This window comes from Microbulbifer discodermiae (assembly GCF_040742695.1).
Taxonomy (GTDB): domain Bacteria; phylum Pseudomonadota; class Gammaproteobacteria; order Pseudomonadales; family Cellvibrionaceae; genus Microbulbifer.
On the sequence record NZ_JBFLAB010000007.1, the window covers coordinates 89,809 to 116,416 of the forward strand.

The following is a 26,608-nucleotide window of genomic DNA, read 5'->3' on the forward strand; positions in this document are numbered from 1 at the left end:
TCTCCTTAATTTTAATTACAGCTGAGTTTACTTACCCTTACTGTTACTGCGTTTTTCAATGTCCAGGGTGTTGGTTAAAAATTGCTTGCAAGGGCGTCACCGGCCCCCTGTAAATCCATATCCAAAAGCCACTCGTGGACTTTCGATTCGTGAACGCGATAATGCCTGGCGAGAACGCCAATGATTTGCTGATCCGAAGGCCGGGAATTTTCGGCAGTGGTTTGTCTGATTGAGCCGAGTTCGCGAGACGCCGAGATCTCTGCCGATTGCGGCTCGATTTTTTGTTGCACCTGCTCTGCCTGCTGGCGCTCTTGATCTGCGGCCTTATGCTCTGCAATCCTTGCCGTGATCGTTGCACGTAGATCGTCGTTGTCTTTCAGTACCAATTGCTGGACATCTGCAAACAGTGTCTCGTAGCCGGCGGTATCACCGCGCAGGGTTTTCAGGTTCAGGCGGATCTTATCGGCGATCTGGTTGGCCTCGATTTTAGCGCGGGCCAACTCGGTGCTGACTGCATCGCGCAGGCTGGCAAGTGTCCGTTTTCCTTTCATCACTCCGTCAAAATAGGTAATAATCGGTGGCATTCGGACTCCGTTATCTAATGTCTTATTGATTTCCCCAATATGCCCCATAAGGTCCTCACAAGCTGACATTGCGATTTCTTCGCGGATTTCCTTTTTGCGTGCCTTGACCAATTTCTCAAGCTCTAGGCGTTTGCTGCGTGCCTGCGCACTAATATCGTCGATAGCACGAAACAGCTCGTCGATGCTTTGGGTTTGACTGAGGGCGTGATCCTTGGCGGCGCTCAGGCGCTGTTCGACCTCTTTGCACCATTTGACTGTCTGTTCTGCATCCGCGAAATGCTGGTCTGTTTTAAGTTCGGTATTAATACCTTGAAAGACGGTTAGAGTACGATCTTGAAACTGTTGGAGGTTACTGGCGGTGACCATACCTGTGACTTCAATACGTAATGCTGGCAGTGTTTCAGGGGCGTGACCGGTAACTTCGACCTGCTCAGTCTCTGGCTTGTAGTTGGAAAGGTCTTCCGCGAACTGCTGCCATCCGGCGATCAACGCGGCTCGGCGCTCAGGTACCGAAACGTATTCCATGCTGTAGCAAGCGTCCGGCGAGCCGTCAGAAGTTGTGAATACTGCCTTCTCTGCGCCACTGACCAGGAGTTGGTGCTCTAGTTGCCAGTAGTAATGCGGTTCGAGAGTGCCCGCGCGTACACTGTCAGCGAGCCCGACGCTGTAGAGCTTGTGCTCCCAGATCAGTGATTCATCCATGGTTATGCCATCGAACGACGCTAGATAGGTTCCACAGTCACTCACTCCAGTTGCCGGGAACAGCTCGTCGCCGAGTTCGTGCTCGATATGTGACCGTATTGACGCTTCTGCTTCATGGCCTTTTTGGAAAAGCCGGTATTGGGCGTCAGTTATTCCTTCACTGAGTCCTGTCGCCTTTTCTTTGATGAATTGAGAGCGGGTTTTGTATTTACTCTCTCCCATCATCGCCGGTGCTTCGCTGGCGGTGAAGTAGTTGACGCGTGCGGCGTGCCACTCCACGCTACCTTGTGTCAAATTGAGAATTTGCATTACGCGGCCTCCTGAGTACCGATATTCAATATGCGCTGGCGCTGCTGCTCGGTGAGTACAGCGCGGCTCTCAACCGTGGCCAGGATTTGCTCTGGTGATTTTTTGCCTGCCTCGACCAACCCTTTCCAGGCTTCAAAGTTCGTATCGAATTTTTCTTGCGGGTAATGCTCCAGGGCCGGATGAGACTCTTCTTCTTTGCGCGGCGTAATGTCGCGCTCTGTAGGGATGTCCTGGGCCTCCTCAGCGGTAATCAACCCGCCCAGTGCGTCTGAGAACTTGTCGCGCAATGCGTAGCCTCTGGCGCGCCACATCAGCATCCGCTTTGGATATTGAGTCCATGGCCCTTGCTTGCCCCACAGGCCAGCTTTCTCAGCATCGGCTTGGCTGAATGTTTGGGTATGCGATTTTGTTTCGCCGCGACGCCACACTGTGCAGGCAGCTGTCATGGTTTGGTCGTCGAAGGACTCTTGGTGGCCCCCAAAGGCGGGATGGTTCTGGACTAAGGCCAGTAGGGCATCGCCGTAGATAGAAGGCTTCCCGTTAATGACCGCGATATTTTGCAGGGCTTGAATAGGGTTAAGCCCCAGTTCCACACCCATCATCATGGCTACCAGTGCGTCCTGCGGCTTGTTTTGGTATTGCTTGGGAACCATTTGGCTGGTTGCCAGCATGTTGGCCATATTCATGGCCTCACTCATGTTTTGTGGCTGTAATGCAAAGCCACCGGTTTTTGCAGTTTCCCTAGACATGAATATCTTCACACTCCCAGTTGATTTTGCGTTTAACCGCTTCCTGCTGCGGTTGCCTTTGTCGTTGTGGGGCAGGGAAGGGAATCACTTCCCCGCGTTTTGCCCCGCCTAGATCACAGATGGCATCCTCTTCAGCCCAGCTGGTGTCACGCAGCACCAGTGACAGGCGTTCCCGCACAATGGTTTGGGTTTCATCAACCCACTCCCAACGCTTCAGGTCGCCGACAGGGTAGGGGTTTTCACAGTGACCCCAGCGCTGATAGGACTGGCGGCAACGCTCGCGAATGGCTTTGCAGACCCCTTCCCACAAGTCCATGTCACAAGCGCGAACCACGGTTACTTTCAGGCCAGGAAACAGGTAGCTGGCCCGACGACTGGCGGCGACCGCAATGGCGCTAATGCTGGCTGTATCGAGGTTGAGCCGTATGGGTTTCATTGCTCAGCCACCTCCGCTCGCATTGCTTCGCGCAGCCGTACCTTCTCCATCACGGGCAGATTTCCGGCTTTGAGATTGCAGGGCTTGTGAGCCAGCACCAGGTTCTCTAATCGGTTTGGGCCGCCCTGATTGAGTGCAACCAGATGCTCCTCAGTGACATCGCTGCCAAGCGGTTGCCCACAGTAGAAGCACTCATCACCGTCTCGATTCAGTAGCTGTTGCTTGCGCCTACTGCAATAGGTCCGCTTTGTTGGCTTTCCTTTTCCAGCCCACTTGCTGCCGTTTAAATAGGCGTTTAGCGCTTCCGTCACGATTGGGCCGCTGTTGTAGATATTTTTGTTTTTGGTGTTTCGATAGAGGACGCCAACACCTTGAGCGCATCGGAAACGAATTACTTCAAGCTCATTCGTCGTTGGCAGCATTTCAGCGCCCTGGTCTGTCAACCACTTTATGAACCGGATAATTCGGCGGTCGGATAGCTTCTTGCTCATTCCAGCCAACCCCAGCAGCGGGCCTCGGCTGAGAACTCCTCAAAGTGCTCCTCGGCAATGTGTGCGATGGCGTTGCGGGCTGCCTCTTGGATCTCGAATCCAGCCTCTACAGCGTCGTGTATTGCAAGCAAACCGATGTGTTCAGGGCCGGTGCTGTCGGAGTTCCCGGCCAGGCTGTCGATTTGGTCTGCCATTGCATCGGCGAACAATTCGCGAGCGTGCACGGCAGCTTTGCTCAAAACGCCGCGCTCTTTTAATAAGCGATACTCAATGAATTCGGCGACTGCCTCGATGTCCTTTTGAGTGATTTCCCGCTGGTTGTCCTGGTGACACTCGTAGTCGGGCAGGGCTTCCTCTACTGGCCTGGCTGAGCTGGTGGTGAATAAGGTCATGCTCTTGCCCTCTTAAGCATGTTGTGATGACGCCTGTTAAGAATGCTAAACTTTTCTTGTTTGGTCAAGCAAGCTAAACCTAATAAGTGAAGTTATTTGAGACCAGAAGGTCATATCTGGTCATTTTGACGTCAAAAGATAAAATCTATTTGCGGATTGGTTTAGCGGAATAGAGAAGGTCGGGCCTATATGATGGGCACGGGGAGGTAAAGCAGTGAATATGGATTAGACTAAGGCGCAAGTTATCTGCTTTTCAGTTCAATATAATTCCAGCAATTACTCAGGCATATATGAGCCAATCACTATCCCGCAGATGATTACTGGTAAGTCGGTGATGTCTTGTGTTTTCCAAGAAGGATTGATTGGGCGCAGATATTTTCGTCCCATATCCTCCGAATAAGTCTTGAAGGTCACATCTCCCTCAAGCTTGGCAACTACGCGGCAACCATTGGTAAGTTGGCGATCTGGGTCTACAAATACAATTGTACCTGGTGGATATGAGCGCTGACCTGGATAGGGGCTGGTCATGCTGTCGCCATTAATGCGCAAAGCATAAGTTCGGTCTGAGTGCGTGGCAGGGCATGGCAGCCATTCCTCGGCATCTCCAGGCTCGAACAAGTCCACAGTTTCGCAGAAATCACCGGCCTGTACCCAGCTTATTAAAGGAACGCGTCCAAGAATGGCTGGGCCAGGCGAGACATTGCTAATCAAACCCGTTGTTGGTTGGGTTTGTTCGGCCGGGTCGTGTAACCCTTTCGTGGATTGTATTGGCGACTGAAAAGGGTGCATCGCGCCTTTCCCAAAGCTCAACCATTCGGCACTAACATCCATAGCCCGGCAAGCGCGAACCAAGCTAGTGTGCGAGAGGCCTTTTGTCATCCCCAGCTCGGCTTGACTGATAGCAGATTTAGTGATCCCCACTTTGTCTGCGAGAGCTTTCTGGGTTAGTCCTGCTTCTTTTCTCGCCTCACGGAGGCGTTCACCAAAAGTTTTCATGGTTAAGAAATCTAAACTCTTAACAGTATAGAATGCTTGACAGCCTTTTGTTTAGATTGCTAATCTTTTGCTATGGACATCCAAACTAAGCAGCAGGCACGAGAGCTGTTCGGAAGTTATACGGCTATCGCGGGCGCCTTGGAAATTACCAAGGGCGCCATTTCCCAATGGCCTGAAGAATTGCCTAAAAAAATCAAGGATAGAGTCATGTGGGCCGCTCATAAACGTGGCTTGCTTGATGAAATTCGCGACCCTTCTCCTTCAAGAAAGAATAGCTTCGAACAACGCGAGACATAGGAGTCCTTACATGGATTTGTTGAGTGAAGAATCGCGGCAAGTGCCGGAAAGAGCCAGAAAGAACCTTTCCGCCCTATTGACCGGCCTTTCTCGGGTGGGGCAGGTGAATGTCGCACGTTCGCTTGGCTGCTCCGAAGCGAAGGTCAGCAAGATGAAGGATGGTGACCTTGAGATGTTCGCAAAGATGTTGGCGGCGTGTGAGTTGAAGGTGGTTCCAACGACCTATCGCTGTGCAAAGCCCGAGATTATTGATGCTGCCCTGGTATTTGCTCGGGCCGCGTTGGAGCAGACAGAGAGGTGTCAATCACTGGTATGGGACGACTGAAGCTCGTGAGGGTGGATTGGGTGGACAGCGCCCAGCCCTACGGCTGCTGGAATCACCTGGGCGACTTGCCACCGCTGGAAGTGGTGGAGTGCAAGACGGTGGGATGGCTAGTTGCAGAGAGTGATGAGGTGCTGATGCTGGCGCAGAACCTCGGAGACGTGAATACCGAGAGCGCCCAAGCATCCGGCTTGATGCGTATCCCTAGAGTCTGTGTCAAGCGAATAGCTGTTTTGTGTCAACTGGGCGGAGGTGTCAATGAGCGATAAACGCGCATTTGAAGGCGTTTGGATTCCAGCAGAACTGTGGCTCTCCAAGGACCTGAGCCTGCAGGAAAAGGTTATGCTGGTGGAAATCAATAGCTTATCCGTAGATCCTGTCAGAGGTTGCTACAAGTCAAACAAGGCGTTCGCCGAATTCTTCAATCTGTCCCCATCCCGGGTGTCTGAAATCATCTCCAGCCTGGAGAAGAAAGGCTATTTGACGATCACCCAAAAACGTGACGGAAAGCGTATTTGTGAGCGTAATATTTTTGTGAGCGAAGGGTATTCGGAATCCCGAAGGAGGTATTCGGAATCTCGAAGGGGGTATTCGGAAAACGCGGAGAACCCTATTCGGAATCCCGAAGGGGGGTATTCGGAAAACGCTGAAGAGAGTAGTACAGATAAGAGCAATACAGTAAGAGTAATACAGAGGAATGCAAAAAATCACGCCCCTGCTAAACCCAAAAAATCTTCCCTGGACTTTGCTTCCTGGCCTGAGGCACCAAGTGCTAGCGTGCTGAGTGACTGGCAAGCTACACGCAAGGCCAAGCTTACACAAACTGCTGTCAACCGGATGGCTATTGAACTCCGCAAAGCCGCTGCCGCCGGTTACTCCGTTGATGACTGCCTCAGTGTGTGCTGTGAGCGCGGTTGGAGAAGTTTCCGCCTTGAGTGGCTAAAAAACCATGAGCAGAGGAGTGATCATGCGAAGCATCAGTCAAGTTCTGGCCAACCCAACAAGCTCGAGCGTATCCGCCAGCAATGTGCGGCCAACTTTGCCGCCGCCGAGGCAGCAGAAGCTGCTGAACGCGATGTGGGCACGAATGACGCAGCTGTTTGGCCACAAATGGGTGTCTCAGGAGGGTGAGCCGGGCAATGAGCGGGAAGGCTACTCTCCGAACTTCCTGCTGTGGGCGCAGAAAACAGCTCACCTCAACGATGCAGCATGGAAGCGGGGCTTTGACCGGTTGGAATTTATGGTCAGGGAAGCGGGGAGGCAGGGCGACGAAGTGTGGCCCCCGAGCTATGCCGCCTTTTTGGGAATGTGTGAAAAACCTCATGGAGAAATGGCTCACAAGCTATTCAAACCGCTTGCTTTACCTGACAAGGCCGCACAGGAGCGCTCCAGGTCGATTGGTAGCAAGACACTGGGTGACCTGAAATCCATGTTTTCAGAGGACTGAGGAAAATATCTATGTCCTGGATGACTGTAAGCGACATTGCGCGGCGGCTGAAATCCGCAAGCGAGGAAAGCCCCTTGGCTGTTTTCAGTGTTGAAGAGCCGGGGCACAGGTGCGAGGGGCTATACGACGTGGTATTCGCCAACACTGCTAGAGCTCAGCAGCGGATTGAGCAGGGCAATAGCTTGATCGGCGTATTTTCCAGACCGTCCCAATTAGCTGAGGCGCTCGTGAGGAGTGAAATGAATGATTGAGGGTGAATTCTGGGTGGTGCGGACTCCGGTACAGAAGGCCAACGCCCTGGATCACCTGAACCGCCTGAAACCGGATTCTGAGAAGCCCATGGCGGTCAGGGTAGAACCGTTCAGGGCAACTCGCAGCACCTTGCAGAACCGCTTCTTGTGGGGCTGGGTATATGCGGAGATTGCCCGCCAGCTGGATGAGGCCGGCATAGTCATCCCTTGCGATGACGGCAGAGAGCATCCCTACACCAAGGAGCTGTTGCACGAGATATTCAAGCAGAAGTTCCTAGCCATTGGCAGCATCGAGGCGAAGGGCAAAAGCATCACGCTGTACGGCTCGACCACGAAGCTGACGAAAAAGAAGTTCTCAGAGTATCTGGAGGATGTGCGTCGTTTTGTCTTTGATTTTTGGCACATCACTGTGACGGACCCCTATGCGGGGGAATACAAGGCCATTTGGGGAGAGTTGAGCCGTGGGTGTAAAGATCACAAGCGCGGATAAATGGTTCTCAAGGTGTGTACGGGAAAGGGCTGGGTGGCGGTGTGAGGGCTGTCAAAGCGAATACCCTGAAAACAGCGCCGGGCTGCAATGTTCCCACTTTCATGGGCGAGGCAGCTACGCCGTTCGGTTCGACCCAGACAACGCCTTTGCGCACTGCACCCGCTGTCACTACTTCTTTGAGGGTAACCCGCACGAGTTCACCCGGTGGGTAAGGGAGCGGCTCGGGGAGGGCGCCTACGACATCCTGCTGGAGAAAAAGCAGGTGGTCGACAATGCCCGATTCGCCAGGCGGGATGTGAAGCAAAGACACAAGAGCGAAATATCGAGGCATTACCGAGAGGAGTACCGCCGTATGCAGGCGCTGAGGAAGGACGGCGATATGAGGCGAATAGAGTTTGTTGGCTATTTTTGAGGCGTATCATTACGGTCAAACCATGAGATTTCATACCGCTCGTCAAGCATGGCACGATGCTTTCGATAGCCCCTCACAGCAATTCGACTACGCAGCTGCTCTTAAAGCCCAGGCGGTGTTCGGTCGGAGTGCCAAGCGCTATACGGACGAGATTCGAGATGAAGATGGCAAAATAACGGCCAGGATGCCAGCACAGACTCTCTATGCGGTTGAAACAAGAGTAGGGAAGGGCAGCGGTGGCCGTATCATGGACGCCTGTGAAAAGGGCCTGGTTCAAAACGCGGTTGCCAGGCTACGCCAAACCGATCCACTGGCCTACAGTTGGGGCATGGCCGCCTATGCACCGCCTGCAGCACGGTTCAAAGAGCGTGCCGCGCTCCTTCACTACCTGATGACCGAGTTTGACCAATGGGGTGAGCCGCACAACAGAACCCAGGTCAGCAAGCTGGCCTTCTTCTGTATCAACGCCTGTGCCCTTCGGGATGTGAATGGGCGGCCTATCGATCTTAGGCAGGTCCGCACGATTTTAGGCTGCAATAAGTCCACCTGGGATCGACACTGGAAGAGCTTGTGGCAACGGTTTCAGAGACGTCTGGACCCACTTCCAGCCAGGGCATTAGGACCGGTTTCTGAGATGGTGGAAAGATATAAGGAAAAATTGCATGCGAGTGGTTGACAGGGTTTGTGCCAGAATGCTACCTTTTTTCTAGCTTGCGGTTTTTCCGCATTGCACTCCAAGAACCCGCTTAATGGCGGGTTTTTTTGTGTCCGAAATTCGACCGCTTGCTCCGAAGTAGCTACCCCTATGGATGAATTCCTCAAGTGCTTTGCAATAGCCAAGCGTTGGAACAGGTGGGTGCTCTATAACGATTTCCATTTGAAGTACGTAGTGGTTCACCCTGATGATTTCGAATTGATGGGGTTTCCTCAAGATTGGTTAGGAATTCCAGTTAAGCCGCTGGGCCAAGAGTGATTTAACGCCAATAGCCACCTCGTTTAAGATTGCCAGTCCGCCAAATGGCGGATTTTTTATGTTCTAAACTCACAGAAGAGGCTTAAATGAGCAGCAGCATGGAGAAGCCAAATGCCGTTGTATAGGCAATATTGCAAGATTTGTAAGCGCCCAGATAAGTTTGACTTCAATTTGCCCAGTGCGCTGTGGAGACAAATCATACCCGAGAAGTACCAGTCCAGTGTGGTATGTCTGTATTGTGTTGATGAACTGGCAGCGATGAAAAATATTGATTATGCCGCCCACCTGCACCACCTTTATTTCGCAGGTGAGCGGGCAGTTTTTAAGTTTGAGCCGGCATCTGCGCTAGATGCTAACGACAGTTACCGTCTCGCCGTTTCGCCTGACACTCGTTGCAGAGCTCCCCGTTCGTTGGCTTTGTAGAGCGTTCCACGTAATTGCTCCTTGGCCAGTTGGTGCAGTTAGTGCAAAAGTGCCATGTATCGCTGTCTTTTCTTTTGCGATAAGCCATAAGTCCTCCGAGTTCAATAAATAAGAAATGCAGATGTTGCGATCTGCTAAACGTCTTTTGAGGGCAGAAGTCAAAATATCAATCGCTACTTTCTTTTTTTTGGCGTATTTAGTAACACTAATTCGCAGAGGTGGCCCAGCGTTACTTTTGGCGCCTCATGCTAGCCCAAGCCCGCACTGAGCGGGCTTTTTCAATTCTGGTGATCCCATGTTCAAGAACGACTACTTCACGGAGGAGGAGTTGGCTTGCCGTTGTTGTGGCAAAAACCACTTCTCGGATGACACCTTACACCGATTGATCAGGGTGAGGGAGCGGTTTGCCAAACCGATGGTGATCAACTCGGGTTATCGCTGCCCGGCCCATTGCGCCAAGATCGGCTCCACCATGACGCATACCACGGGGCAGGCGGTGGATGTATCTGTTGCTGGTGGGCGGGCCTATGAGCTGCTGATTATCGCGCAGGAGGAGGGCTTTACCGGTATTGGTGTGAAGCAGAAGGGGGCTCACAGCGGCCGATTCATCCACATGGATGACCTTGAGCCCGTACCGGGCGAGCGCGCTAGGCCTACTGTGTGGAGCTATTAATAAAAGTGGTACTGATGTACTGGTGTCGCTTGGCGAGGTTAATTTTTGGCTCCACATTTGTGGGTTAAAAAATTAACCTGGGGTTCATTATTGTATGATTTTAGGTTACTTAAATTTGGCAGTTTTGTGCTTCAGGGATATAAATTAGCTGCCTTGCTTACGGTTGTTGCTTCTGTCAGACACCCAATCACCCAAACCGGCCACTGAGCCGGTTTTTTTACGCCTGGAGAAAACTACTTCACCAGGTTTCACGCTCTGGAGCTACTAATGGACTGGAAAGCGATAGTTAAAAGCGTTGCCCCGACCCTGGGTGCTGCTTTGGGCGGCCCTGTTGCAGGAACGGCAGTGAAGTTCCTCTCGGATCACTTCCTGCAGGATGGTGAGGGTAGTGAGCAGGACATAGCGGAACTGGTACAGAACGCGAGCCCTGAAAAGCTGCTGGAGCTGCGGGGTCTCGACAACGACTTCAAGGTGAAGATGCGCGAGCTGGATATCGATGTGTACCAGCTTGAGGTAGAAGATCGCAAGAGTGCGCGGGAACTAGGCATTAAAGGGGGCCTGTGGGTTCAGGCGGTGCTGTCGTTTGTGTTCATCAGCGGCTATTTCTTCCTGACCTACCTGCTGTTCTCCGGTAGTGTCGAGGTAACCCCGGCATTCGAACAGACCGGAACTCTGATGCTCGGCGTGATCACCGGCGCAATACCAATGATCCTGCAGTTCTGGTACGGCTCCAGCCAAGGAAGTAAGGAAAAGACAAAGGCGATGGTGAAACCATGACCGTTCACGACCTGATGCGAGAGGTAGCCGAGAAGGCTGGCCATGCCACTACAGTAATCGCCGGCGCCATTGGCAGCCTCTACAGCTTGTTTATCCAAAACCCCATTGGCTTCATCTGTGCTTCGGTAGCTGTCGCTTCTTTTGTGATGAATTGGTACTACAAACGCCAGGATAACCGTCGGGCGGAAGAGACCCACCAGCGCCACCACATCCTGATACAGCAGCACGAACGGAATAAGGTCTGATGCCACAGAAGGCCAAGCGGCCCTGCCGAAAGTGTAAGGCTGCGCACAGCAATGCAAACGGCTACTGTGATAGCCACCAGCAGCAGGCCACTAACTGGCACCAATGGCAGAGAGAGCGTGGCAGCAGTGCCAAGCGCGGCTACGGGGCCAAGTGGCGACGACTGAGAGCAATCATCATCGAAAGAGACAGCGGTCTGTGTCAGGCGTGTAAGGCCGAAGGTAAGTACCAGTCCGGTTCACATGTAGACCACATAACACCAAAGGCACAGGGCGGCACAGATGAACCGCACAACCTGCAGCTTCTATGTGTGGAGCATCACAAGCGCAAGACCGCGCAGGAAGGCAAGGGTGCGAGAAGGGAGGGGCGGGGTTGATTTCTACAGTCTATCTCACCAAGACCGCCGCCCTAATCAAATTTTCATATTGGCTAAATTCAAGTAGGGGGGGTATCCGGTTTGGATGCTCTCGGTGATTGATATGACGGCAGGTAGACCCCGGAAAGCTCCACAGCTGAAGGTGCTGGAGGGGAGTTTCCGTAAAGACCGCGACGACCATGGCGCGGGCCAGTTCAAGCCGATAGGCCTGCCGCCGTGCCCGGTCTGGCTGCCTCGCACTGCGAAGAAGTACTGGAAGGAAATTGGTCCGAAACTGGCGGAGGCGGGTCTGGTGTCCCTGCTGGATACCGCAGCCTTCGCGGCACATTGCGATTCTGTGGGCAAGTTCGAAGAGGTCACCCGCAAGCTCAAGAAGTTGGATGACATGATGGACAAGACCCCGAACGGCCTTCAGATTCAGAGCGCCCTGTTTACGATTCGCAATAAGCTGTGGGACCAGGTGCTGAAATCGGCCAGCGAGTTTGGCCTCACACCTGCGGCCGCAAGCCGGGTGAAGGCACCGGACCAGAAGCAGTTATCTCTGGGTGGGTTTGAGGATCTGTGAGCAGACAGTATGCGGACATCGCAACCGCTTACGCGCGGGATGTGGTAGCCGGAAAGGTCGTTGCCTGTGAGCATGTGAAGCGAGCCTGCGAGCGGCAGCTCGCCGACCTGGAGAGAGACTGGGACTATTACTTCATCCCGGAGCTCGCCGCCCGGGTCTGCAAGTTCATCGAACTGATGCCGCACATCAAGGGCGAGTGGGCTGGTCAGCGCATCACTCTGGAGCCCTGGCAGATATTCGTGCTCAGCGTGATTTTCGGCTGGGTGGATGAGTGGGGGAACCGGCGCTTCAAAACCGCCTACGTCGAAGTTCCCCGGAAGAACGCGAAGTCGACGTTATCCAGCGGCGTGGCCCTGTACTGCCTGGCAGCGGACGCGGAAGCAGGGGCGGAAGTCTACAGCGCGGCCACCACCCGTGATCAGGCGCGTATTGTTTGGGCAGATGCCAAGCGCATGGCGGAGCGCAGCTCCGGCCTGCGGGCGCGCTTCGGCGTGAACACCAGCGCCCACGCAATTTATGTGGAGGAGACGGCGAGCACCTTCAAGGCGCTGTCACGCGACCAAGGCGGCAACCTGGACGGCCTTAATGTGCACTGCGCGATCATCGACGAGCTGCACGCGCACAAGACGCGCGAAGTTTTCGACGTGATCGAGACGGCCACCGGCGCGCGCTCGCAACCGCTGCTCTGGCTGATTACCACGGCGGGCTTCAACCGCTCCGGGATCTGCTACGAACAGCGTAGCTACGCCGCCAAGGTGCTGAACGGCGCGGAGCGAGACGAAGAATATTTCGGAGTCATCTACACCCTCGACGAGGGGGACGACTGGACAGATCCAGCAAACTGGGCCAAGGCCAACCCCAACTGGGGCGTCTCGGTTAAGCCGGAAGACATCACCAGAAAGGCGCGCAAGGCCATGGCCATGTCCGCTGCGCAGAACAATTTTCTTACCAAGCACCTCAACGTGTGGGTGAACGCCGACACGGCATGGATGGATATGCGTGCATGGGATCGCTGCGAGTCCCCCCTGACACTGGAAGAGTTCGACGGACAACCATGCTGGATCGGCCTCGACCTCGCCAGCAAAACAGACATCGCCTCCATGGCCCTGCTGTTCAAGCGCGGAGACAAGTTGCACGGCTTCTTGCGCAACTACCTGAATGAAGCGGCGGTGGAGGATGGCCGCAACAGCCAGTACAGCGGCTGGGAGCGGGATGGGCGCCTAGTAGTAACCCCGGGCAACGTCACCGACTACGGCTACATTGAGCGCGACCTGGAAGAATTCGCCGGCCGCTTCCGCATCGAATGCGTGGCCTATGACCCTTGGCAGGCTGAGTACTTGTCCCAGCGGCTCACGGAAGCCGGGCTGGAGATGCTGGAGTACCGCCAGACGGTCCAGAACATGAGCGGCGCCATGAAAGAGTTGGAAGCCATGGTGCTGTCCGAGCGCTTCCAGCACGACGGCGACCCGGTATTTACCTGGATGATCAGCAACGTAGTCGCGCACCTGGACGCGAAGGAAAATATCTACCCGCGCAAAGAGCTGCCGGAAAACAAGATAGACGGCGTGGTGGCAATGATGATGGCCCTGGGCCGCGCCATGCTGGAGGAAGATACCACCAGCGTCTACGAAACCCGAGGCATTCGCTTCCTATGATTAGAATACTGCGCAACCTATTCTCGCCCAGTGCCGAGACCAGCACGCTCAAGAGTCCGAGCGACGACCTGCTGGATGCGCTTAGCGCACCGCAGTCTGCTGCTGGCAAAGCAGTGACACCGGACACTGCCATGCGCGTTGCCGCCGTGTATGCCTGTGTTCGCCTGCTGTCGGAAACCACCGCGGCGTTGCCGCTCAACCTCTATCGCCGCACTAGTGGCGGCAACAGGGAAGTGGCTAGCGACCACCCCTTGCAGATGCTGGTGCACAACCTGCCCAACGAGGAAATGACGGCGATCGATTTTCGCTCCCAGCTAATGGCCGCCCTACAGCTGCGCGGCAACGGCTATAGCGAAGTCGAGCGTGACCGTGGGGGCCGGGTGCGCGGCGTGTGGCCTATCAACCCGGACAAGGTTTGGGTGGGCCGTTCCGAGCGTACCAAACGCCTGGTGTTCGAAGTACACGACGGCGATATGCGGACACTGGGTCCGGAGCGTGTATGGCGAATTGCCGGCCTTTCCACCAATGGGATTGTAGGGCTGTCGCCAATCAGTCAGGCGCGTGAGGGCATTGGCCTGGCGCTAGCGCTGGAAGAGCACGGCGCGCGTCTGTTTTCCAATGGCGCCCGCCCGGGCGGCACTCTGGAGGTGGAGGGCAAACTCTCCGACGAAGCCTACGAACGTCTGCGCACCAGCTGGAACAACCGGCATCAGGGTGGTGCCAATGCACACCGCACAGCAATTCTGGAAGAAGGCACCAAGTGGCAACAAATAGGCATGAGCGCCGAAGATGCCCAATTCCTGGAAACGCGTAAGTATCAGCGCAGTGAGATAGCGGCAATCTTCGGCGTGCCGCCACATATGATCGCCGACCTGGAAAAAGCCACTTTCAGCAATATCGAGCACCAGTCCATACAGTTCGTGGTGTACAGCCTGCTGCCCTGGTTGAAACGCATCGAGCAAAGTATTTTCCGCGACCTGCTGTCGCCGATAGAGCGTCAGGAATATTACGCGGAGCACAGCGTCGAGGGTCTACTGCGCGGTGATTCCAAGGCGCGTTCCGAATTCTACAAAAACCTGTTCAATGTCGGTGCCCTGAGCATTAACGATCTGCGCCGCCTGGAGAATATGAACACCATTGAGGGCGGCGACGAGCATTGGTTGCAGCTCAACACTGCCCCTATCACCGTGCCCCGCTCAGGTAGCGGGAAAACCACCACCGGAGAGAACGATGCCTAAGTGGTTCGAAATCAAGGCCGCTGCCGGCAGCAGCCGCGCAGAAGTCTATATCTACGACTACATCGGTTACTACGGTGTGGAGGCCAAAGCTTTTATTGACGAGCTCAATGCGCTCGAAGTCGACGAGATCGACCTGCGCCTGAATACCCCAGGCGGAAGCGTGTTCGAAGGCAACGCCATCTACAACGCGCTCAAGCGTCACCGTGCCTCCATCACCACTTATATCGACGGCCTCGCAGCATCCATGGGTTCCATCATAGCCCTGGCCGGTGAAAAGGTGGTGATCGCCGACAACGCCATGTACATGATCCACAATCCCTGGACCGCGACTGCTGGGGATTCCAAAGAATTACGCAAGACCGCCGAGACCCTCGACAAACTGCGAGCATCGATGTTGAACATCTATCGCGCCAAGACCGGCATTGAGGAGGCGGCGCTGGTCGCCATGCTGGATGAAGAAACCTGGCTTACCGCCAGCGAGTGCGTAGAGCAGGGCTTTGCCGATGAAACCGTCGAGGGTGTTGCTGCTGCGGCCAGCTTTGAGAAAAACAAATTCAAAGGCTGCAAGCACGTACCAGAAAAGCTGGTTGCGGAATCGAAGAAAACCGACCACAAGATCCAGATAACCGGCAACTTGGGCGCTGACGCGGAGCGAGTGGCGGCGGCCCTGACAGAATTGATAATCGAAAGCGATCAGCCGTTGGTGCAGCCTGCGGCAGTCGAGCCGGCCCCCGAGCCATACAATCACCGAACACCGCTCTACGCGCGTCTCACAGAGATCGTTGCCAGAGCCTGAATGCGACTGGAAGCGTGAGCGCGCTTCTCGCACAACCCTACCGGCCCAGTGCCGGTTTTTTTATATCCGAAGAAACGGAGAAATCGATATGAGCAAGCTCATCGAAATGCAGCAGAAGCGCGCCAAACTGGCTGCGCAGATGCGTAGCTTGGTGGATAACGTCGACGCCGCCAAAGGCATGACTGATGACCAGGAAGCGCAGTGGAAGCAGATGAACGAAGACCTTCACGCGCTTGACAAGCAGATTGAGCAGTTGGAACAGATGAATGCCATTGAGGCACGCCTCGGTGAGATCGACAGCCCGGCCCGGCGCCCGGAACCGGAAAGCAACACCCCAGCCAACCCGGCCACCCCGCTGGCGAGTGCCGAGTACCTGAGCGGTTTTGACGGCTATGTGCGCGGCGGGCTCGGCGCCGATATCCAGGCGGCGCTGACCGTGGGTACGGACACCGATGGCGGCTACCTGGTGCCGGACTCCTGGGCCAATACCCTGATTGACCTGCTGACGGATGCAGTATTTATGCGCAGCCTCGCCACCGTCACCAAGACCAAGAGCACGAAAAACCTACCGCTCACGACCGACAAGGGTGCAGCTGGTTGGGTGGATGAAGGTGGAGCCTATCCTGAATCCGACATCGCCTTCGGCAACGGGGTGCTTGAGGCTTGGAAGCTCGGCCGCATCATCAAGGTTTCCGAAGAACTCCTGGAAGACAATACCTTCAACCTGGAAGGTGAAATTGGACGTATTTTCTCGGAGACCTTCGGCCTTGCCGAAGAGACAGCTTTTATCAGCGGCGACGGTGTCAAGAAGCCCACAGGCCTGCTGGTATCTGGTGAGCTCGGCAAGCAGGTGGCCAGCGCTGCCGCTATCACCTACGACGACATTGTCGACCTTATCCACTCAGTGCGCAGAGTCTACCGTCGCCGTGCCAGCTTCATCACGCGGGATGGCACTCTCGGCATGCTGCGCAAGCTTAAGAGCACCGACGGCGTCCCACTTTGGCAGCCCAGCCTGCAGGCAGGTCAGCCTGACATGCTGCTGGGTTATCGAGTTGAGAGCACTGAGGCCATGCCGGCGGTAGCTGGCAGTGCCAAGACTGTCGCCTTTGGCGATCTTAAGCAGTACCGCATTGGTGATCGTGGCGGCATCGTGATGCAACGCCTCAACGAAAAGTATGCGGATACCGGCCATGTTGGCTTCCGTATGCGCAAGCGCACAGACGGCAAACTGCTAGTGCCTGAGGCAGTGAAGTACCTGCAGCAGGCCGCATAAGCCTGAACAAAACAAGTGGGCACCCGGCCAGGCGCCGGCCCCACTTTTTTAATGGCCGAATATCGGAAAACGCGGAGGATAGCCGATGTCTGGAAAATTCAAACTGGTATTGCTGACCAGTATGGTCACCACTACCCAAAGTCTTGCCCCAGGCGAGGAGATTGAGGTAGGCAATGACGAGGCATGGTCTCTGCTGCATGACGGCCTGGCAGAACTGAAAGGCAAGAAGAAGCCTACTAAACCGGCACATATCGCTAAAGCGGAAGCCGAGGCAGCCGCGGAGGAAGAGCGGCAGGCAGAAATGACCCTGTCTCCCATACACCCGGAGGGCAAGGAACTCAACGCAGTAGTTGCCAAGCTTGCTGAGCGGGAAGCGCAGCTAAAGGAGCGGGACGAGTATATCAACGAGCTGGAGGTTGAGGTGGCCAAGCTTGAGGAAGCTCAAGAAATTTTGCAACAACAATTGGCCGAAGCTACGGGCGGACTCGACTCCGATCCCGGTGAGGGCGATGCGTAGTGATCTTTGACCTAGCGGCGGCGAAGCAGCATTTGCGCATTGAGCACGGCGATGAAGACGCCTACGTCACCGCGTTGTGTGAAGCCGCTGAACAGCAGTTCAACAACTATACCGGACGGGTACTGTATGAACGGCAATCTAATCTTGCTGAAGCACCGGAAAATGCACTCAACCTTTCATCGGATATTGAGGCGGGCGCCTGGGTGCTGATCGGTGCCTTATACGAAAACCGTGAGCATGGGGACGGACTGCCTTTGCCGACAAAACTACTTTGGGATCCGTACCGATGGCTGGCCGTGTAGCAATCGGTGCACTGCGCCACCGTGTCATTCTGCAAAAGCGCACGCTGAGCAGCAGCGCGACTGGCTCCAAGCAGGAGGTCTGGATTGATTTGGCCCCCGTATGGGCCGAAGTCAAACCCCATGCGGCACGGGAGCTCGCGGCTGCGGACAGCCGTTATCAGGAAACCAGCCATCAGGTCACCATTCGTTATCGCGCCGGTATCACCAGCAAGATGCGGCTGTTGTTTGGTACCCGTGTCCTGCAGGTGGAGACCATCATCAACGCAATGGAGCAAAACCGCTGGCTGCATCTGTTGTGCAAGGAGATAACACTGTGAGTGATCGTGTGCGCGTCGAGGGCTTTAAGGAACTCGACAAGGCGCTGGCGGAGATCACCGATACCGCTGTCGCGCAGAAGGCCTTGGAAGACGGCCTCTTCGATGCCGCGCAGCTGGTACAGAAGACGGCCAAGTCCAAGGTATCGGTAGAGAGCGGCAAACTGCGCAAGGCCATCCGTCGTTACCGTGGCAAGGAAGGCAAAAAGAAACTCGCCGGTATCAGCAAACGCGATGCGTTGGTATATGTCGGCACCAAGTCCACCAAGAAGAATCCGGTGTTCTACGCCTCGTTTGTGGAATTCGGTACCCAGCGCCACACGGTGGAACTGAGCGGTGCAGCGAAAAGCCGCGGCGCCACCTCGCTGGTGAGCAAGGATGGCCGTTTCGGGCAGAAGGTGAACGTGAAGGCCAAGGCCAAACCGTTCCTGCGCCCGGCGCTGGACGAAAACCGGGACAAGGTCATCAAGCGCTTCAAATCCGCCCTGGTCAAGCGCATCGAGAAAGTGTGGAACGGCAAGGTGAGGAAGCAATGATTGAGACCGGCATTGTCGCCCGCCTCGCCGCGCAGGTCCCCGTGCTGGCCGGCAACATACTGCCGGTAGACCGCCAGGAAACCGATATCATTCCAGTGCTCGTGTATCAGCGCATCTCCACCACCCGGCCGATGACCGCCGACGGCGCCACCAGCCTGGTACTGAGCCGCTACCAGTTCAATCTGTATGACGCCAGCTATGACAGCATGATCGGCCTGCGCAGCCAGGTGCGCGCAGCCTTGTCCGGCTTTGTCGGTGATATGGGCAACGGTGTGCGCTGCTTCGGTGCTCAATTGGAAAACGACCAGGAAGAATACGTAAAGGAACTGTCGCTCTACGGCGGATCCATTGATCTAACCATCTGGCATGAGGAATAAATTATGTCCCAGGGTTTTGTAGGCATGGGCGTCAAACTGCTGAGTGACGCCGAACTCACCGATACCTTTGTAGAAGTACCTGAAGTCAATGCACTGCCGGAATTTGGCCAGGAGGCCGACGAGGTGGATTTCACCCACCTGAACTCGCCGGGCGGCGTGAAGGAGTATAAGGCCGGCATGAAAGACGGATCTGGCTCCACCATCGAATTGAACTGGATTCCGGGCAATGCGCAGCACGATGCCCTGCGTACTGCGGCGGATAATGGCGATATCGTCAAGTTCCAGATCCAGTGGCCGGACACCGCGCAGACGCAGGTCGAAGTGCCGCTGCTGGTGAAGAGTTTCAAGGTCAGCACATCCACTGGTGACAAGGTGACGGCGAGCATCGACGTGAAAGTGGCTGGCGCTGCGACTTGGGGTGACTGGACCTAAACCACCTGGCTGAACCAGTAACGCACGGCCCTTCGGAGCCGTTTCGGTATCCGTAATCTATTGGGGAAACAATCATGGAAAAGCTACCGGCTGAAGAAATTTTGGACCTGCAAGAAATGTCACGCCTAACTCGTGCCGCTGTTGAGCGGCAGGCGCGGGGTGAAGAAGAAATACCAGTAGGCCTTTTATTGAATAGAGAGCAAATTCTCGGAGCCAAAGACCTGCGCTACGAAGATGTGGAAGTCCCTGAGTGGGGTGGCAGTGTGCGTGTGTGCACCTTGAGCGGCAGCGGGCGTGACCAGTTCGAGGCCTACTGTGTGGCCGCCGGCAGGAACGGTGCCGGTGGTCTCGACAATGTGCGTGCGACAGTGGTGTCACTGGTCGTGGTGGACGAGAAGGGCGAGCGCCTGTTCAGCAAGCGCGACGTGGAAGCGCTGGGGCGCAAGAGTGCCAGCGCTCTGGACCGCGTATTTGAGGTGGCGCAGCGTCTCAACCGCCTCTCCGATAAAGACATCGAAGAGCTCGAAGAAAATTTGCCGAAAGCCCCTGGCGAAGATTCCTCTTCCGACTAGCCCTGGCCAGGGGCTGCTCCGTGCACGAACTGCTGGCCACCACCGACAGCGCAGAGCTGTCGGAATGGATGGCCTTTTTCAGGCTGGAACCCTGGGGCCACGAGGTGGAGAACTGGCGCACCGGCCAGTTGGCCGCCACCGTTGCGAATTATTCTGGACGCATCAAAAAACCGCTTAAACCGCAGGACTTCATACCGCCGCCGCCAAAAACCAAGCGGCAGCGGTTGCAGGAGTCCATCGCCAAAATGAAGGCCTTTCTGGGAGGTTAGCCGTGGCAACAACCGCATCGCTGCTCGTCGAGCTGGGCGCTAATACCGCCAGCTTCCACCAAAAGATGGCGCGCGCGCAGAAGGAGTCGCACAAGACCGGCGACGGTTTCGGCAAGTTGGCCAAGCGTAGCGCAGTTGCCTTTGCGGCGATGGCAGCCGCGGCCGCAACCGGCATTGGCGCCATAGTTGCGCACTCGCTGAAAGTGAACGACCAACTGGCCAAAACCGCGGACAAGCTGGGCCTTACCACCGAGGCGTTGGCGGGGCTGCGCCACGCCGCCGATCTGACCGGCGTCAGCCAGTCCAAGCTGGACATGGGGCTGCAGCGCATGACCCGACGGGTAGCGGAAGCGGCCAAGGGTACCGGCGAGGCCCGCGGCGCCCTGCAGGAGCTGGGACTCAGCGCGCAACAACTCGCGAGGTTGTCGCCGGATCAGCAGTTTGCCCGCATCGCCAGCGCGATGGATCAGGTGGGCAGTCAGTCCGACAGAGTGCGGCTCGGCTTCAAGCTGTTCGACTCCGAGGGTGTTGACCTGATCAACACCCTAAAGCTGGGAGAGCAGGGCCTCGCTTCGGTTTCCCGCGAGACCGAGGTGCTGGGCCTGGCGATCAGCCGCGTCGACGCGGCCAAGATGGAGCAGGCCAACGATGCCATGACCCGCGCTGGCGGTGTGGTGAAAGGGCTGGGGAACCAGATTACCACCAAGGTCTCGCCGCTGGTTACCGCTGTGGCCGACGGCTTTACCGACTGGGCGGTGAATATCGGCGGTTTCGAGGGGGTGGTGAACAGCGCATTCAATGGTGTGGTGCAGGGGGCTGTACTCGTTCTGGATGCTTTCCACCCGGTGGAGCTCACCTTCAACCTGCTGAAGTTGGGTGCCCTGGGAATAGGCCAGGCGGTAGCGGATGCCATGGCCGCAGGCGGCAGTTCTGTGTCGCGCTTCCTCACCGATTTTATGACGCCATTCCGTGTGGCGATTATCAGCGTGTTGGAGCTGATCAACAAGGGTATCCAGAAGCTCAACAGTTTTGGCTTGGTCACAGACACGGCCGCCGCTCGCGCACAGGCGATGGCCGACAGCTGGTCCAGCTCCATCGACAGCGCGTTGCAGTTCGATCCCGCAGACATCCAGGCACTCGCCGATGGTATGGGCAAGGCGGTAGAGGCACAGGCGGAGAAGATCGAGCAACTGGTCAACGGCCCCAGCCGCGGCGAGCGCTTCCAGGCCTGGGTTGCGGATGTCCAGTTGGCTGCGCAGAAAACTGCCGAGGCCACGGCTGCCGCCGCCGCGACCGGCACGGCGGCCATCGAGGGCGAGCTGATCAAACGCTCTGAGCTGGAAAACTGGAAATACGAGCAGGACCTGCTGGCACTGCAGACCTCTCTCGGCAACAGCGTACTGACTCGCGAACTCTATTATCAGGCGGAGCTCGACCGCAAGCGGCTGCACGAGCAGAACCTCACAGAGGTCGAAAAAGAGCAAATCAGCGCCCGTATTAAGCACGCCCAAACGGAAGCGTTGGCGCGTAGGCAAGCCATGTCAAAGATGTGGTCAGACTTGTCGAGCCTACAGAATTCAAAGAGCCGCAAAATGTTCGAGCTCGGCAAGGCCGCCGCTATCTCGCAGACGGTGATCAGCACCATCCAGGGTGCACAGGACAGTTATACCGCGCTGGCAAAGATCCCCATCGTGGGCCCAGCGCTGGGCGCGGCCGCTGCGGCAGCGGCTATTGCTGCCGGTGCGGTCAGGGTGCAGCAGATCAAGTCCCAACAGTTCAGGGGCGGTTCCGTTTCCGGCGGCGGTGCCTCGTCCGTCGGCTCGGCGAGTGCCGCAGCGCCGTCAGTTAACGCGCCGACCCCCGCTCCGGATGCAGGCACGCAGCCGGCGGCGCAGACGCAGATTATTATTCAGGGCAATGTCAGCGGCAACGACGCTGGCAGGTTGGTGGATGAACTGCGGGAAATCATCAATAATGGCGATGTGGTGTTGATCGAACCCGACTCGCGCAACGGCCAGGAGCTGGCCGCGCTGAACGCCTGATCGCAGGGAGCCCATACGATGAAAAAAGCGATACTTCTGGTTTTGTCCGGCTGCCTTGCAGGCTGCGCCAGTACCGAGGAGTTTGCCGAGGGCTCCAGAATTCTCGGTGGCTTGCTTTGGGACAGTGCGCCGAGGACAGAAAGTACCTGTGTTTATGGCAGCGCCGGTGTCGAGTGCATCAGCTATACGGTGCCCAACGACCGGCTCACACCGGAAGAAAAAGCCACAATAGAGCGTCAGGTTACCGAGGAGTACCTCGAAGAAAAACGGCGACAAGAGGCCGCAGCCGAGGAAGCGCCGACGATTTAATTGGCTTCACAGTACCCAACAAAAACCGCCGCCCGGCGGTTTTTTTGTGCCCGCTAGCCGCGGGCTTTTTTATTTATGGATACCCATGGCAAGCATCACCTATACCGCCACCCGCGAGCTCGTCAGCGGCTCGCCACAGCTGATTACCACCGATCTGGTTAAGTGCGGGCGCGTGCAGCGTAGCGAAGGCACGGAGCACACCGCGCTCGGCGGTTACACCGAGAGCGTGTTGTTCCGTATCGACAGTGAGTGGCATATCACCGCCAAGGCCTTTGCCCCGGATCAGTTGCCCTACTGGCGCGAGTTTGCCGCCAGCTGCGGTAACGGTGAACTTTTTACCCTTGACCTGTCAGATATTGCCGGCGGGCCGAGCGGGCCATTTGGTGCGCGCCTAAAGCGCAACAGCTATAAGGAGAGCCGCTACGAACACTTCTGGTTCCAGGCCTCCTTTATTGCAGTGGAGGTGTGAACGGTGCGCAATAATTCCGAAGTGTTCGACCGCGAGAACCAGTCGCCCCAGCGGGAGCTGCGTCTGGTGATCGAGATCGGCTACGACCTGCCGCTGTATCTGGCCAGCCACGCCGACATCCCAAATCTGCCCGCCAACGCTATTCACGGCTGCCTGCAAAAAGTGTCGAGCACCAGCCAGCGCCTGATACCGGAGCAAGGTAGGGCGGAGATCGGCTCTATCTCTTTCGAGCTGATTGATCACGCGGGGCAGATGACTTATGTGCTGCGCGACGAACTGGAGCAGGGTAACGGTATCAAGGGCCGGCAGGTGCGGCTGCACCAGGGTTTTGCGGGACTGGACTGGGACGACTTTCGACTGGAGCAAACCCAGATTGCCGAGGAATCCATTGCTTACCGGTCAGGCATTTATCGGGTACGCTGCCGTGACGTGCAGCGGGCTATGCGCCGGGATATTTTTACCCCAAACCGCACCCGGCTGGCCGCCAACTTTTCCAAGACCGCAACCACTTTGCAGGTGTTCGACACCAGCGCTTTCGAACCCAATCCCCACACCGCCGCTTATGGCGATGCCCCCAATCAATCCGTTTACTATTTGAAAATCAAATACCAGGACGGCTTTGAAATCGTGCGCGCCACCGGCCGGACCGCCACCAGTTTTACCGGCTGTGTGCGTGGTGCCCTGGGTACCCGTGCGCGCGCACACGAAATTCCCACCGACAACGACAGCGAGCGCGGTATCGAGGTCGAGGAGTTTATCTATCTGGAGGGGCCGGGCCCACAGCTCGCCTATGCGCTGCTGACGGGCAAGGTGTTGGGTACCAGTAAAACCTTACCTGCCAACTGGCACCTGGGTATCGACCCGGCCCTGGTGGACCTGGATGCGTTCGAGCATATCGGCGCAGACTGGTACAAGCCCGGCAACCACCGCAAAGGCAAGATTTTACGGTTCGATGGTTTAAAAAAAACCGATGGTAAAAAGTTTATTGAAACGGAGATCAATTTATTACTCGGTGCCACTATGCCCGTCAATGCCCAGGGCCAGCTGGGGTTTCGCCGTATGGCCGGGGTGCTGGCCGATGCCGGCACCGTGGCCAGCATCACCGTCGACGACGTTACCAGTGTGGGCGAGCTGAAATACGACCTGCACGGGGTGCGCAATGTGTTTAGCATCCAGTGGGGCTGGTTCGAGCAACCCGGTTTTGACGGCCAGTTTCTGCGCTCTAACAGCCTGATCGATGCGGACTCCATCGGTGTGCATGGTGAAGCCAAGCCGCTCACCCTGAAATTCCGTGGCCTGCACAACAGTCGTCACACCTATACCACCATCAAAAACACCTTTGATGCCCTGCGGGACCGCTTTGCCGGCCCGCCCCTGCGGCTGCGCCTGGGTTTACTGCCCAGCAACAACGACCTGGAAGTGGGGGATATTGTCCAAGTGACCCTGCCGCAGCTGCGGGACCACTCGCAAAACGTGGCGGACGGCACCCTGAATCGCGCTATGGAGATTCAGCGTATCAGCGTGAACCAGGTATCCGGGGCGGTGTCCGTGGACCTGTTCGGCTCTTACCAGCCCGCCAGCAATATCCCCGACCAGGAACAAAACAGCAACGCCGAACTGCCGGACAGTTGGTACACCGTCGAAGGCACTGCAATGACCGCCGCCGGTTTGAGCATCGACGCCAGTGGGTTTTTAACTGCGAACGGCACTCTCTACGGCAGCGCCACCAGCCGCACCGTTTTTTATCACCCGGGGGATTTAACCATCCCCGCCGGGCGGGTTCTGTTTGTTGCCGACAATGTCGAGTTGCGGGTGCGCGGCGTCCTGCAGATCGAGGGCGTGTTGCGCGGTGTGCCCAGCAATGGCAGCAAAGGTTTTTTGGGTTCCTGTCGCGGCGGGCACGGGCGCCTGGTGGGCAAGTATTACCACTCCGGTTATCTCTACAAGGCCAGCCGCGGCAAGGTGGTGGCCGGCCGCAACGCGGTCATGCCGCCGTTGAACATCGTCAACGACGCCGGCGAATTGAACGGTATTCCCGACGACCTGCGCGGCAGTGGCGGTGCCCGTGGGGGCAACAGCTTTTGGTTTTTGCGCGCGGATCTCAGTTACGAGTTCGCCGGCCATGGCGGTGGTGGCGGCCAGGGTGGCGCCGGTCTGGCAGTGATCGCCCGGGGTATTGCCTTTGGGATATCCGGGGAGATCAACACCAGTGGCGGCGACGGCAGCCCCGGCACTGTTGAGGATGGGCCTCATCGGGTGTCCGGTGGCAGCGGTGGTGGCGGCGCGCCCGGTGGTCTGGTACTGCTGGTGGACGGCACCCAAAACCCCATGCCCGTCATCACCAACAACAGAATTGTGGCCTGCTATGGGGACAGCCCCAGCAGTCCCGGCAATCCCGGGCTGGGTGGGCAATGCCTGGGTACCAATGCCGCGCGGGTATTGTTTGTGCCCAAGTCCCGCACGCCCTATACCGACTACGAAGATCCCGAACCCAACCCCGAAGTACAGGCCGCCCTGGAGGCCGCCCAACAGGCCCAGGCCGACGCCGATGCGGCGCTGGCGGATCTGGACCGGATTGCCGCCGACGGGCTGCTGCATCAAAACGAAAAACTGCTGGTGATCCGCGAACACGCGCAGCTGCTGCAGGAACAACCCGGAATTGAAACCCAGGCCGACGGTGCCGGCCTCACTACGGAAAAAGCCGACTACGCCGGCAACCTGGCGGCGCTGAACAGCTATTTAGAGGGACTGACCCCCGACTGGAATAATACATCGGTGGGCACGCCCATCAGCCGCAGCCTCTGGAATATTAACTGGAAATCGGTGTATGCCGCCCGGCAAACGCTGCTGGACGCCATTGCCCAACAGGCGCGCGAGGCCGGTATGCTCGGCGCCGCCCTGCAGTTTAAGTGGGATGGCCGGCCCCTGGGATTAACCTGGCCCACCAGCGCCAACTATGCGGGCGGCACCAAATACACCTTTAATGCTGCGATAGGGCGCGGCTATCTGCATGTGTTGGCCAACGATGCCGAGGGCGGTGCGCGGGTTGGTTTTAATGGTGCCCAGGTTGGGGTAATGAGCGGACAGGATGGCGTTAGCCAGTGGTACAGCTTTCCCGTCACGCTACAGACAGGGACCAATGAAATCTCCGTATGGGCCAGTTCCGGCGATGGCGGCACCTATGGAGGAATCGTTGTCACCCTGGGCGGCAGTGGCGATCCCGAGGCGCTGCTGGATGCGTCCGCGGCCGATGCCAAGGCCATTGCCGCCCGCGATGCCGCCGATGATGCGAAAGCGGATGCCGAAACAGCACTGGCTGACCTGGGGGATATTGCCGCGGACAGCAAACTACACCCGGCGGAAAAACCCCAGGTCATCCGCGAGTACAGCCAACTGTTGGCGGAGCAGGCAGGTAACGAGGCGGAGGCAAACCGTTACGGCATCACCACCGAGAAAACCGCCTACAGTGGTGCCATCACCGCGCTATCGGATTACCTCAGCGGAACTGGCTGGGACAATACCGCCAGCGTCACGTCCATTCATCGCAGCACCTGGGACACCAAATGGCGGGCGGTCTATACCGCACGACAAACCCTACT

General features: G+C 56.8%; 35 protein-coding genes and 1 pseudogene. 30 read left to right on the plus strand and 6 right to left on the minus strand.

Translation table 11 applies throughout. The features are described 5' to 3' along the window. Positions 1 to 74: 74 nt before the first annotated feature. From AB1S50_RS04365 to AB1S50_RS04390, 6 genes are all read right to left on the minus strand, one after another. A complete protein-coding gene (locus AB1S50_RS04365; protein WP_367149241.1) occupies positions 75 to 1,595 on the minus strand; it encodes a YqaJ viral recombinase family protein in 1,521 nt (506 codons plus the stop codon). Beyond that, a complete protein-coding gene (locus AB1S50_RS04370; protein ID WP_367149242.1) occupies positions 1,595 to 2,344 on the minus strand; it encodes a recombinase RecT in 750 nt (249 codons plus the stop codon). The genes AB1S50_RS04365 and AB1S50_RS04370 overlap by 1 nt, the downstream gene beginning before the upstream one ends. Continuing rightward, positions 2,337 to 2,780: a hypothetical protein gene (locus AB1S50_RS04375; protein WP_367149244.1), complete on the minus strand. Its 444-nt coding sequence runs from the start codon at positions 2,778 to 2,780 to the stop codon at positions 2,337 to 2,339. Before AB1S50_RS04375 ends, AB1S50_RS04370 begins: the two co-directional genes overlap by 8 nt. Then, the gene (locus tag AB1S50_RS04380; protein ID WP_367149245.1) at positions 2,777 to 3,271 is read right to left on the minus strand and encodes an HNH endonuclease; all 495 of its coding nucleotides are present in this window, start codon (positions 3,269 to 3,271) and stop codon (positions 2,777 to 2,779) included. The genes AB1S50_RS04375 and AB1S50_RS04380 overlap by 4 nt, the downstream gene beginning before the upstream one ends. Then, complete coding sequence (locus AB1S50_RS04385) at positions 3,268 to 3,663, minus strand: hypothetical protein (RefSeq protein WP_367149246.1); 396 nt, start codon at positions 3,661 to 3,663, stop codon at positions 3,268 to 3,270. The genes AB1S50_RS04380 and AB1S50_RS04385 overlap by 4 nt, the downstream gene beginning before the upstream one ends. A gap of 276 nt (positions 3,664 to 3,939) precedes the next feature. Beyond that, complete coding sequence (locus AB1S50_RS04390; protein ID WP_367149247.1) at positions 3,940 to 4,659, minus strand: LexA family protein; 720 nt, start codon at positions 4,657 to 4,659, stop codon at positions 3,940 to 3,942. Between the two features lie 72 nt (positions 4,660 to 4,731). Between AB1S50_RS04390 and AB1S50_RS04395 the strand changes: the two genes are divergently transcribed. The 30 genes and pseudogenes from AB1S50_RS04395 to AB1S50_RS04540 form a co-directional block, all read left to right on the plus strand. After that, positions 4,732 to 4,956 (plus strand): Cro/CI family transcriptional regulator, encoded by a 225-nt coding sequence (locus tag AB1S50_RS04395; protein WP_367149248.1) that lies wholly within the window; start codon positions 4,732 to 4,734, stop codon positions 4,954 to 4,956. A gap of 10 nt (positions 4,957 to 4,966) precedes the next feature. Beyond that, on the plus strand, positions 4,967 to 5,281 hold the full coding sequence (locus tag AB1S50_RS04400; protein ID WP_367149249.1) for a CII family transcriptional regulator: 315 nt from the start codon (positions 4,967 to 4,969) through the stop codon (positions 5,279 to 5,281). Beyond that, positions 5,269 to 5,547: a hypothetical protein gene (locus AB1S50_RS04405; protein WP_367149250.1), complete on the plus strand. Its 279-nt coding sequence runs from the start codon at positions 5,269 to 5,271 to the stop codon at positions 5,545 to 5,547. Before AB1S50_RS04400 ends, AB1S50_RS04405 begins: the two co-directional genes overlap by 13 nt. Next, positions 5,537 to 6,409 carry a helix-turn-helix domain-containing protein gene (locus AB1S50_RS04410; protein WP_367149251.1) on the plus strand — a complete coding sequence of 291 codons (873 nt, stop codon included), beginning with the start codon at positions 5,537 to 5,539 and terminating at the stop codon, positions 6,407 to 6,409. Before AB1S50_RS04405 ends, AB1S50_RS04410 begins: the two co-directional genes overlap by 11 nt. Further along, positions 6,366 to 6,725 carry a hypothetical protein gene (locus AB1S50_RS04415; protein ID WP_367149252.1) on the plus strand — a complete coding sequence of 120 codons (360 nt, stop codon included), beginning with the start codon at positions 6,366 to 6,368 and terminating at the stop codon, positions 6,723 to 6,725. The genes AB1S50_RS04410 and AB1S50_RS04415 overlap by 44 nt, the downstream gene beginning before the upstream one ends. A gap of 11 nt (positions 6,726 to 6,736) precedes the next feature. Next, positions 6,737 to 6,976 carry a hypothetical protein gene (locus AB1S50_RS04420; RefSeq protein WP_367149253.1) on the plus strand — a complete coding sequence of 80 codons (240 nt, stop codon included), beginning with the start codon at positions 6,737 to 6,739 and terminating at the stop codon, positions 6,974 to 6,976. Further along, the gene (locus AB1S50_RS04425) at positions 6,969 to 7,466 is read left to right on the plus strand and encodes a recombination protein NinB (protein WP_367149254.1); all 498 of its coding nucleotides are present in this window, start codon (positions 6,969 to 6,971) and stop codon (positions 7,464 to 7,466) included. The genes AB1S50_RS04420 and AB1S50_RS04425 overlap by 8 nt, the downstream gene beginning before the upstream one ends. Continuing rightward, the gene (locus AB1S50_RS04430; RefSeq protein WP_367149255.1) at positions 7,438 to 7,878 is read left to right on the plus strand and encodes a hypothetical protein; all 441 of its coding nucleotides are present in this window, start codon (positions 7,438 to 7,440) and stop codon (positions 7,876 to 7,878) included. Before AB1S50_RS04425 ends, AB1S50_RS04430 begins: the two co-directional genes overlap by 29 nt. Then, complete coding sequence (locus tag AB1S50_RS04435) at positions 7,862 to 8,554, plus strand: hypothetical protein (protein WP_367149256.1); 693 nt, start codon at positions 7,862 to 7,864, stop codon at positions 8,552 to 8,554. The genes AB1S50_RS04430 and AB1S50_RS04435 overlap by 17 nt, the downstream gene beginning before the upstream one ends. Positions 8,555 to 9,569: 1,015 nt before the next feature. Beyond that, positions 9,570 to 9,947, plus strand: a complete 378-nt coding sequence (locus AB1S50_RS04440) for a D-Ala-D-Ala carboxypeptidase family metallohydrolase (RefSeq protein ID WP_367149257.1) — start codon at positions 9,570 to 9,572, stop codon at positions 9,945 to 9,947. 267 nt (positions 9,948 to 10,214) lie between these two features. After that, positions 10,215 to 10,724 (plus strand): hypothetical protein, encoded by a 510-nt coding sequence (locus AB1S50_RS04445; protein ID WP_367149258.1) that lies wholly within the window; start codon positions 10,215 to 10,217, stop codon positions 10,722 to 10,724. Further along, positions 10,721 to 10,969 carry a phage holin family protein gene (locus tag AB1S50_RS04450; RefSeq protein WP_367149259.1) on the plus strand — a complete coding sequence of 83 codons (249 nt, stop codon included), beginning with the start codon at positions 10,721 to 10,723 and terminating at the stop codon, positions 10,967 to 10,969. Before AB1S50_RS04445 ends, AB1S50_RS04450 begins: the two co-directional genes overlap by 4 nt. Then, on the plus strand, positions 10,969 to 11,343 hold the full coding sequence (locus AB1S50_RS04455; protein ID WP_367149260.1) for an HNH endonuclease: 375 nt from the start codon (positions 10,969 to 10,971) through the stop codon (positions 11,341 to 11,343). Before AB1S50_RS04450 ends, AB1S50_RS04455 begins: the two co-directional genes overlap by 1 nt. Before the next feature lie 103 nt (positions 11,344 to 11,446). Further along, positions 11,447 to 11,908 carry a phage terminase small subunit P27 family gene (locus tag AB1S50_RS04460; RefSeq protein ID WP_367149261.1) on the plus strand — a complete coding sequence of 154 codons (462 nt, stop codon included), beginning with the start codon at positions 11,447 to 11,449 and terminating at the stop codon, positions 11,906 to 11,908. Between the two features lie 176 nt (positions 11,909 to 12,084). After that, positions 12,085 to 13,563 (plus strand): terminase large subunit, encoded by a 1,479-nt coding sequence (locus AB1S50_RS04465; protein WP_367149280.1) that lies wholly within the window; start codon positions 12,085 to 12,087, stop codon positions 13,561 to 13,563. Continuing rightward, the gene (locus AB1S50_RS04470) at positions 13,560 to 14,801 is read left to right on the plus strand and encodes a phage portal protein (RefSeq protein ID WP_367149262.1); all 1,242 of its coding nucleotides are present in this window, start codon (positions 13,560 to 13,562) and stop codon (positions 14,799 to 14,801) included. Before AB1S50_RS04465 ends, AB1S50_RS04470 begins: the two co-directional genes overlap by 4 nt. Then, on the plus strand, positions 14,794 to 15,597 hold the full coding sequence (locus tag AB1S50_RS04475) for a head maturation protease, ClpP-related (protein ID WP_367149263.1): 804 nt from the start codon (positions 14,794 to 14,796) through the stop codon (positions 15,595 to 15,597). Before AB1S50_RS04470 ends, AB1S50_RS04475 begins: the two co-directional genes overlap by 8 nt. 88 nt (positions 15,598 to 15,685) lie before the next feature. Continuing rightward, the gene (locus AB1S50_RS04480) at positions 15,686 to 16,870 is read left to right on the plus strand and encodes a phage major capsid protein (protein WP_367149264.1); all 1,185 of its coding nucleotides are present in this window, start codon (positions 15,686 to 15,688) and stop codon (positions 16,868 to 16,870) included. A gap of 85 nt (positions 16,871 to 16,955) precedes the next feature. Then, positions 16,956 to 17,387, plus strand: a complete 432-nt coding sequence (locus AB1S50_RS04485; RefSeq protein ID WP_367149266.1) for a hypothetical protein — start codon at positions 16,956 to 16,958, stop codon at positions 17,385 to 17,387. Beyond that, positions 17,387 to 17,689 (plus strand): head-tail connector protein, encoded by a 303-nt coding sequence (locus tag AB1S50_RS04490; RefSeq protein WP_367149267.1) that lies wholly within the window; start codon positions 17,387 to 17,389, stop codon positions 17,687 to 17,689. The genes AB1S50_RS04485 and AB1S50_RS04490 overlap by 1 nt, the downstream gene beginning before the upstream one ends. Further along, on the plus strand, positions 17,674 to 18,006 hold the full coding sequence (locus tag AB1S50_RS04495) for a phage head closure protein (protein WP_367149268.1): 333 nt from the start codon (positions 17,674 to 17,676) through the stop codon (positions 18,004 to 18,006). Before AB1S50_RS04490 ends, AB1S50_RS04495 begins: the two co-directional genes overlap by 16 nt. Next, positions 18,003 to 18,539 carry an HK97-gp10 family putative phage morphogenesis protein gene (locus AB1S50_RS04500; RefSeq protein ID WP_367149269.1) on the plus strand — a complete coding sequence of 179 codons (537 nt, stop codon included), beginning with the start codon at positions 18,003 to 18,005 and terminating at the stop codon, positions 18,537 to 18,539. Before AB1S50_RS04495 ends, AB1S50_RS04500 begins: the two co-directional genes overlap by 4 nt. Beyond that, complete coding sequence (locus AB1S50_RS04505) at positions 18,536 to 18,916, plus strand: hypothetical protein (RefSeq protein WP_367149270.1); 381 nt, start codon at positions 18,536 to 18,538, stop codon at positions 18,914 to 18,916. Before AB1S50_RS04500 ends, AB1S50_RS04505 begins: the two co-directional genes overlap by 4 nt. Positions 18,917 to 18,919: 3 nt before the next feature. After that, the gene (locus tag AB1S50_RS04510) at positions 18,920 to 19,348 is read left to right on the plus strand and encodes a phage tail tube protein (RefSeq protein ID WP_367149272.1); all 429 of its coding nucleotides are present in this window, start codon (positions 18,920 to 18,922) and stop codon (positions 19,346 to 19,348) included. Between the two features lie 74 nt (positions 19,349 to 19,422). Next, positions 19,423 to 19,920 carry a hypothetical protein gene (locus AB1S50_RS04515; protein WP_367149273.1) on the plus strand — a complete coding sequence of 166 codons (498 nt, stop codon included), beginning with the start codon at positions 19,423 to 19,425 and terminating at the stop codon, positions 19,918 to 19,920. A gap of 20 nt (positions 19,921 to 19,940) precedes the next feature. Next, positions 19,941 to 20,189 carry a phage tail assembly protein T gene (locus AB1S50_RS04520; protein WP_367149274.1) on the plus strand — a complete coding sequence of 83 codons (249 nt, stop codon included), beginning with the start codon at positions 19,941 to 19,943 and terminating at the stop codon, positions 20,187 to 20,189. Positions 20,190 to 20,191: 2 nt separating this feature from the next. Beyond that, a complete protein-coding gene (locus AB1S50_RS04525; protein WP_367149275.1) occupies positions 20,192 to 22,231 on the plus strand; it encodes a hypothetical protein in 2,040 nt (679 codons plus the stop codon). Between the two features lie 18 nt (positions 22,232 to 22,249). Next, on the plus strand, positions 22,250 to 22,540 hold the full coding sequence (locus AB1S50_RS04530; RefSeq protein ID WP_367149276.1) for a hypothetical protein: 291 nt from the start codon (positions 22,250 to 22,252) through the stop codon (positions 22,538 to 22,540). Positions 22,541 to 22,625: 85 nt separating this feature from the next. Beyond that, a complete protein-coding gene (locus AB1S50_RS04535; protein ID WP_367149278.1) occupies positions 22,626 to 23,009 on the plus strand; it encodes a hypothetical protein in 384 nt (127 codons plus the stop codon). A gap of 3 nt (positions 23,010 to 23,012) precedes the next feature. After that, positions 23,013 to 26,608 (plus strand): annotated as a pseudogene (locus AB1S50_RS04540) (hypothetical protein); the annotation flags it as partial.